We start from the raw sequence: 7,385 nt of genomic DNA on the forward strand, positions 1-7,385 counted from the left end.
CTCGGGACGCGCGCAGACGCGGACGATTCTGCCGTCTTCTGCCTCAAGGCATTCGCCATCGTGCAGCGGCGGTTGACCGCGCTCCAGAAAGAGCCCGACGTCTTCACCTTCGGCACTGAAACAGCGCAAACGGCTTTTACTGCGGGCTTCGAAGGTGAGGTGCAACTCGGCGGCCCAGACGGGCTGAGGGTCGATTCTGCGATGAATCACCAGCATCGGAAAGCTTCCAGCAATGAACGTAAGTCAGGCTAGAGCAAGGGGCTTGCCAATCGGGAAGATCTGTAGGAAATGCCTTACGGAATTGTAGGAGCGATGGGGGAATTCAAGTCTGGCTGCATAGAAATGGGGCGCCGCATTAAAGTCTGGCACCAAAATGTGGCAAAGGGAGTGACTCTTTCAGAAGCAGCTCTGCTTCTGCATAAAGGGGTGTTATTCCGTGCTGCCCAGACCCTGCCAGTGCTTGAGTCCAATGAAGATGAATCGCAACTGCTGAGTGATCTTGGCTTGCGGCGTCAAATGCTCGGGAAGGTCGTGCGGCGGGGGATCGATGATATCCGGCAGGGTAGCGAATACGCTTTTCACTACCAGGTCGGCCATCACGCTCAAACCGGCGAGGTCCAGATGCTGCAGTTTTGGCATGAGTGACAAGTCGGCCGCGAGGTCTGAGCTGATGTCCTCGCGCAATCGACCAATAGCCAGACGCACTGGCAGCGATCCGCCGTATTGCTCGCGAGCGAGAAACAGGAACTGTGAGCGGTTGGCAGATACCACGTCGAGAAAAATGCGCACGGAGGCATCAATAATGCCGCCCATCACAAATTCGTTATGGCGCACCAGGCGTATAGTTTCACGGAATGTCTGGCCGACCTCGCTCACCAATACCAGGCCAAGCTCATCCATATCTGCGAAATGCCGGTAAAAACCAGTGGGAACGATTCCCGCCGTTTTCGCCACTTCGCGCAGGCTCAGGCTGCCGAAGCCGCGGCCACACTCCATCAGATGGCGGGCAGCGTCCATCAAGGCATTGCGGGTTTGTTGTTTCTGTTCGGCGCGGGGCAGCATCGCAAGGTTTTTCTGAACGGGACAGCGGCGCACTTTAGCAAATCGGCTTTGCCGGCGTCGAACGACTAGCGGAGGATTACGCGGGGAAAGGCAACAACTGAAGGGGTCTGAAAGTCAAAAGCCCAATCCGGTGATTGGGCTTTTTTTCGTGGCCATCATGGGCTTAGCTCAAACGGCTATTGCGTTCGATGACACGATCACCACCGCCTTCGGCGAGGGTCTGACCTTGTGGCGTGCGATCACCACCGCCTTCGGCGAGGGTCTGGCCTTGTGGGGTGCGATCGGAACCGCCTTCAGCAAGGGTTTGGCCTTGTGGCGTGCGATCGGAACCGCCTTCAGCAAGGGTCTGGCCTTGTGGCGTGCGATCGGAACCGCCTTCAGCAAGGGTCTGGCCTTGTGGCGTACGATCGGAGCCGCCTTCTGTGATCAGGCCTTTTTCTTTCAGGCGATCGTTACCGCCTTCGGCAAGCGTTTGACCTTGTGGAGTGCGGTCAGAACCATCCGCAGCGACGGTATGGCTGTACACCGAAGCGGATTTCACTTGCGGGGTAGCCTGTTCAGCAGCTGGCAATGCGAATGCGCTGCTGGCCAGCATCGAAAGAGTAATACTAAGCAGTAATTGGCTTTTCATGATCAGGTGCTCCTTGGGAGGGCGTTAAAGTGGGTACGAGGGCAATGCTACTCTCGATAAGTCGATATAAAAGTTCATAAACGCAATGGTAATAATCAACGGAATTGATTGTTCGGCTGGGAGGCTCTAGAACAGGTGTTTCCGGCGATCGTTTTTGCACTGGAGTGGGTATTTTCCACCCATCTTCGCGACGCAATCGCGCACGGGAGGTAACGCTCCAATGCGCCGGCAGGATGTCGTCAGGCGGTTATATGAGTGTTAAGCGGTATTTCAGTTTAAACCTGCGGGCCGTTTCCCAGTCCTAGGTTTCATAACAGGCCGTTCCGGCCTAACGTTTCACATGTGCGTCGCAGTCCGGGCGCTCAGTCGTATCAGGAGCCCTGTGCAATGACGCGCACCCCGAAAATTTTTGCCTGGATCTTCGCCAGCCTTGTTGTTCTGCTGGCGGTGTTGGTACTGATCATCGCGTTCTTCGATTGGAACCGGATCAAACCGACCATCAACGAAAAAGTCTCTGAAGAACTCCACCGGCCGTTTGCCATCAACGGCAATCTCGCTGTGGTGTGGCGTCGTGAACCCGACGAGGGCGGATGGCGCGCCTGGGTGCCATGGCCGCACGTGGTGGCGCAAGACCTCAGCCTCGGTAACCCGGACTGGTCGAAGCAACCACAGATGGTCACGCTCAAACGCGTCGAACTGCGCATTTCACCGTTGGCCTTGTTGGCGCAACGGGTGACGATCCCGCGCATTGATCTGACCGAGCCCAATGCCGACCTCCAGCGTCTGGCCGATGGTCGTGCCAACTGGACCTTCAAGTTCGATCCAAAGGATCCGGACGCCGAGCCTTCAAATTGGGTGGTCGATATTGGCGCGATAGGTTTCGACAAGGGCCACGTCACCCTTGATGACCAGACCCTGAAAACCGAGCTTGATCTGATCATCGACCCGCTGGGCAAGCCGATCCCGTTCAGCGACATCGTTGGTGAAAAAGCGGCGAAAACCGCCCAGGAGAAAGGTTCGAATCCGCAAGATTATGCGTTCGGGCTGAAGGTCAAAGGCCACTATCATCAGCAGAAGCTGGCGGGTGAAGGCAAAATCGGCGGGCTGTTGGCGCTGCAGGATTCGTCGCGGCCATTCCCGCTCCAGGCGCAGGTGAAAATCGCTGACACCAGCGTCGAACTGGCCGGTACGCTGACCGATCCGCTCAACCTTGGCGCTCTGGACCTGCGCCTCAAACTCGCCGGCAGCAGCCTCGGCAATCTGTACCCGCTGACCGGCGTTACGCTGCCGGACACCCCGCCCTATGCCACCGACGGTCACTTGATCGCCAAGTTGCATGAGCCCGGTGGCGCGGTGTTCCGCTACGAAAACTTCAACGGCAAGATCGGCGACAGCGATATCCATGGCAGCCTCGCCTATGTGGGGAGCCAGCCACGGCCCAAACTTAGCGGTTCGCTGGTCTCCAACCAATTGCTGTTCGCCGACCTGGCCCCATTGATCGGCGCGGATTCCAATGCCAAGCAAAAGGCTCGCGGCGGTGAAAGCAAGCAGCCGACCGATAAGGTGCTGCCGGTCGAAGAGTTCAAGACCGAGCGCTGGCGCGACATGGACGCCGATGTCGAATTTACCGGCAAACGCATCGTCCACAGCGAACAACTGCCGTTCAGCGATCTCTACACGCACCTGATCCTCAACGACGGCGTGCTGAGTCTCGAGCCGCTGCGTTTCGGTGTGGCCGGCGGCAAGCTCGATGCGCAAATCCGTCTGAATGGGCATACCGAACCGCTGGAAGGCACGGCGAAACTGACCGCGCGGGGTTTCAAACTCAAACAACTGTTCCCGACCTTCGAGCCGATGAAGACCAGTTTCGGCGAGCTCAATGGCGATGCCGATATCAGTGGTCGCGGCAACTCTGTGGCCAAACTTTTAGGTACTGCCAATGGCAACCTGAAGATGCTGATCAATGACGGCGCCATCAGCCGCGAGTTGATGGAGTTGGCGGGTTTGAACGTCGGCAATTATGTTGTGAGCAAGATCTTTGGCGACAAGGAAGTGAAGATCAATTGCGCGGCTGCCGACTTCGACATAAAGACGGGCCTCGCGACGACGCGGCTTTTTGTCTTCGATACCGAGAACGCCATTATCTATATCGATGGCACGGCGAACATGGCGACGGAGCAACTGGACCTCACGGTCACCCCGGAATCCAAAGGCTGGCGCTTGATTTCGCTGCGTTCACCGCTGTATGTACGAGGCAAGTTCATCAAGCCGGATGCGGGCGTGAAAGCGGTACCGTTGCTGTTGCGCGGTGCCGGCATGGTCGCTCTGGGAGTGATTGCTGCACCGGCGGCGGGTTTGCTGGCGTTGGTGGCACCGAGCGGTGGTGAGCCTAATCAATGCGCACCGTTGCTGGAACAAATGAAGGCGGGCAAGGCGCCTAAGACTGTGAAGAATTGAATCGGGGGGAAGTGCTGCCCGGGGAATCTCATATGGAGATAAGTTGAACTTAAGAGTCTATAATTTAAGTGGCGGTATAAGATGGATTTTAAATAAGCGGTTAGTGGCGTTGGATATGCCAGGCAGGCGATCTAATGAATATGGCAAATTATCTGGGGGGATACGTATCCGAAGAAGGTGTGCCTGTGATTGGTAATAAAATGACTTGTATGGAGTGTGGAAAGTCTCGGTAAGAGAAGTTAGATTCTAACTACCAGCCGTTGAGCTGGTCGTAAAAATTATCTCTCTTACAAAAAGGATGTTGAAATGAGTATTCTATTACCGAGTGAGCTGGAAAGTCGGGCTTTTTTTAATACAGTAAAATTTACCCGTCCAGTTAATGCTTTTCCGACGATTCAGCCGAGGTCTTTCTCTGCCTTGAATGACGCAAAAATTGCGAATTCAGATCTTCTGTTGGGCTATGATGCCCCAGCTGCAATCGGCTTTACCGATAACCTTGATGACGACAAGAAAGATGCTGCCGCGGACAGCATCCACTTTGCCGAACGTTATGCCGACTCGGAAACAAATAAGTCGCTGGATCCTATTGGATGGCACGGCTTTGATAATACTGCTCTCCATCATTGCGGTTGGAGTACTACCGGATTTAAATACGAGGATCATGTAAATAAAACCGTGAACGCCACTATGGAAAATGTTGTTTTTGATATCGTAAAAGCAGTGGCCGGTAGGAATGTTCCTGCATTCCTGGATGTGATGGGCAGCACTATAAACACACTGAAGTCGAACGATTCCTTATCCACGTCATTCGATAAGAATAGTGAAAACGGAGTGGGTAGGGATTTCAGGGTTTTGCCGTGCATTCAAACACCCGGAGGCACGGCAATAGCTTGCTTTATAGCTGCGGACGTGTCGACGCAAAAGCAATCGGGTGGTTTTTGGTTATGGAAGTGGAGTTCCTCTCAGACCAAAATGAAAAAAGTCGCATCTGTCATGCAGCTTAATATGAGAATTTATAACCGAAATGTTGACATGATTTATGATAGCCTTGATAAAAGTTCGGAAGACTTTTTCAATGGTGTGAAACTTTGATTAAGCTTTATGGAGTAATTACATGATCAAGGATGACGTATCTATAGTAGCAGGGAACTTCGTTTCGATTGGCGCTGGATTCTCAACTCAGTGGGACGAGGATGTAGTGAATTCGCTTCTGTTCGCTGAACTCTATGCTAACTCGGAAGCGGACAGGTTTCAAAATCCGCAGCAGTGGAGTATTGAAAACAGCAAGGCGATGAAGCAGCTGAAATGGGATTTATCAAGCTCTACCACTTATAGCTACACACCTGACGCAATACTTGGGTTTGTGCTGGAAGAAGCAGTGATGCAAAAGCTAAATGCAGCCTTGGGTGCTGCCCATAATGTTCAGATGGGCAGGCTGATTGATGCACTACAGAAACCTTCGGTCGCTGAAGGATTGATGGCAGAAACCGGGGAACACGCTGTTTTTCGCGTTTCTACGGTCAGGACTCAACAGGTAGCTACTTTCTGCCTGCGGTACTCGCTGGTTGAACCCGGCCCTGCGGTGAGTAATGTTTTGGTGTTCTTTAAGACCACCGAAGACGTGGACGCTGGTTTTATGGGGCACCGGTTCGAAAGCGAAACTATCTTAGGGGAAGTAACCGTCCAGATAACGAGACGGGTACTGGACAAGAAATCCTACGAGCGAAAAGGTCTGCGCAGTCTCGTTAAGGAAATGCTGCCGAGTGAACGCGATCATCTGATCTGCAACCTGGACTCGCGATATTCGATAGCGTCTAACTGAGTCAATCATATTCCCCATACGATTCCGACTCTTATATCGCTTGACTGCCTGTCGCGGACTTCATTGCGGCAGAGCAGTCATCATATTCCTTATAGATCGCTCAGGATGTCCGCCATATCACCGGCCTGCTCTTCTTCCTGAGTCAGTCTTCGAAGCTACGTCGGGTGGTCGGGCCTGCGTGCCAAAAAAGTTTGATGCGATATGCAGTGAAAATACCCGGATGCGCGGGGTGGACCTGAAGTAGCGTGGACGGCATAGACTGATCGTCGAGTTGTCACGGTGCATGGCGATGCTTGGCTGACGTCTTGCATCGCGCCTTGCGTCATTCGCCAATCACAAGGATGTATGCCCATGTCGCAAGCTTGCGCCCCGCGTTATCCCATCGTACTGGTCCCAGGAATGCTCGGGTTTATCCGACTGGTGCTTTACCCGTATTGGTTCGGGATCATCGCGGCGTTGCGCCGGGGTGGTGCGACTGTGATTGCTGTGCAGGTCTCGCCGCTCAATTCGAGTGAGGTGCGCGGCGAGCAGCTGCTGGCGCGGATCGACGAAATTCTGCGCGAGACGGGCGCGGCGAAGGTCAACCTGATCGGTCACAGCCAGGGCTCGCTGACGGCGCGTTATGCCGCAGGGAAACGGCCGGATCTTGTGGCGTCAGTTACCTCGGTGGCCGGGCCGAATCATGGCTCGGAACTGGCGGATTATCTGCACAAGCATTACCCGTCAAACAGCGCCAAAGGTCGCCTGCTCGCATTTTTGCTGCGCGTGATTGGCGCGCTGATGAGCCTGCTGGACACCGGTTATCGCGGGCCGAAATTGCCGGTCGACATTCAGGCCTCGCATGATTCCCTGACGACGGCCGGGGTCGCTGTGTTCAATCAACGTTTTCCACAGGGCCTGCCGCAAACCTGGGGCGGGCATGGGCCCGAAGAGGTCAACGGCGTGCGCTATTACTCGTGGTCCGGCACCTTGCAGCCAGGCAAGACTGATCGCGGGCGTAATCTGTTCGACGGCACCAACCGCAGTTGCCGGCTGTTCGCCAGGACCTTCGTGCGCGAGGCTGGGCATTGTGACGGGATGGTCGGTCGTTACAGCTCGCACTTGGGCACGGTGATTGGTGATGAATTTGCGCTGGATCACTTCGACATCGTCAACCAGTCGCTAGGTTTGGTTGGCAAGGGCGCCGAGCCGGTGCGGTTGTTTGTCGAGCATGCGGCGCGTTTGAAGGCGGATGGGGTATGACCCATTGTGGCCAGGGAGCTTGCTCCCGCTCGAGCGCGAAGCGGGCACAAAAAGGGTCTGCTGCGCAACCCGGCGGGAGCAAGCTCCCTCGCCACAGTTGATTACGCGCGGCCCAACACCGTCGTCCAGCGTTCCGAAAGAATCACCCCTCCCAGCGTCAGCAGCCCGCCC

The 7,385-nt window shown here is 55.0% G+C and carries 7 protein-coding genes; 4 read left to right on the forward strand and 3 right to left on the reverse strand.

Annotation, left to right across the window (positions count from 1 at the left end; all coding sequences use genetic code 11):
• The 3 genes from DU29_RS0109140 to DU29_RS0109150 all read right to left on the reverse strand — a co-directional run.
• Nucleotides 1–216, reverse strand: a 216-nt coding sequence (locus tag DU29_RS0109140; RefSeq protein WP_028621465.1) for a hypothetical protein, incomplete at its 3' end; no start/stop codon positions are given.
• 213 nt (nt 217–429) lie between these two features.
• A complete protein-coding gene (locus DU29_RS0109145) occupies nt 430–1,062 on the reverse strand; it encodes a TetR family transcriptional regulator (protein ID WP_028621466.1) in 633 nt (210 codons plus the stop codon).
• 163 nt (nt 1,063–1,225) lie between these two features.
• A complete protein-coding gene (locus DU29_RS0109150) occupies nt 1,226–1,693 on the reverse strand; it encodes a hypothetical protein (RefSeq protein WP_028621467.1) in 468 nt (155 codons plus the stop codon).
• Nucleotides 1,694–2,080: 387 nt separating this feature from the next.
• On the opposite strand from DU29_RS0109150, the gene DU29_RS0109155 reads away from it, so the two are divergent.
• The 4 genes from DU29_RS0109155 to DU29_RS0109170 all read left to right on the forward strand — a co-directional run bounded on the left by DU29_RS0109155 (nt 2,081) and on the right by DU29_RS0109170 (nt 7,214).
• Nucleotides 2,081–4,150, forward strand: a complete 2,070-nt coding sequence (locus tag DU29_RS0109155; protein ID WP_028621468.1) for an AsmA family protein — start codon at nt 2,081–2,083, stop codon at nt 4,148–4,150.
• A 306-nt stretch (nt 4,151–4,456) separates the two neighbouring features.
• Nucleotides 4,457–5,242 carry a hypothetical protein gene (locus DU29_RS0109160; protein ID WP_028621469.1) on the forward strand — a complete coding sequence of 262 codons (786 nt, stop codon included), beginning with the start codon at nt 4,457–4,459 and terminating at the stop codon, nt 5,240–5,242.
• Nucleotides 5,243–5,264: 22 nt separating this feature from the next.
• Nucleotides 5,265–5,972 carry a hypothetical protein gene (locus DU29_RS0109165; protein ID WP_028621470.1) on the forward strand — a complete coding sequence of 236 codons (708 nt, stop codon included), beginning with the start codon at nt 5,265–5,267 and terminating at the stop codon, nt 5,970–5,972.
• Between the two features lie 351 nt (nt 5,973–6,323).
• The gene (locus tag DU29_RS0109170; protein WP_028621471.1) at nt 6,324–7,214 is read left to right on the forward strand and encodes an esterase/lipase family protein; all 891 of its coding nucleotides are present in this window, start codon (nt 6,324–6,326) and stop codon (nt 7,212–7,214) included.
• Nucleotides 7,215–7,385 lie beyond the last annotated feature (171 nt).

It is taken from the genome of Pseudomonas sp. Ant30-3 (genome assembly GCF_000690905.1).
Classification (GTDB): domain Bacteria; phylum Pseudomonadota; class Gammaproteobacteria; order Pseudomonadales; family Pseudomonadaceae; genus Aquipseudomonas.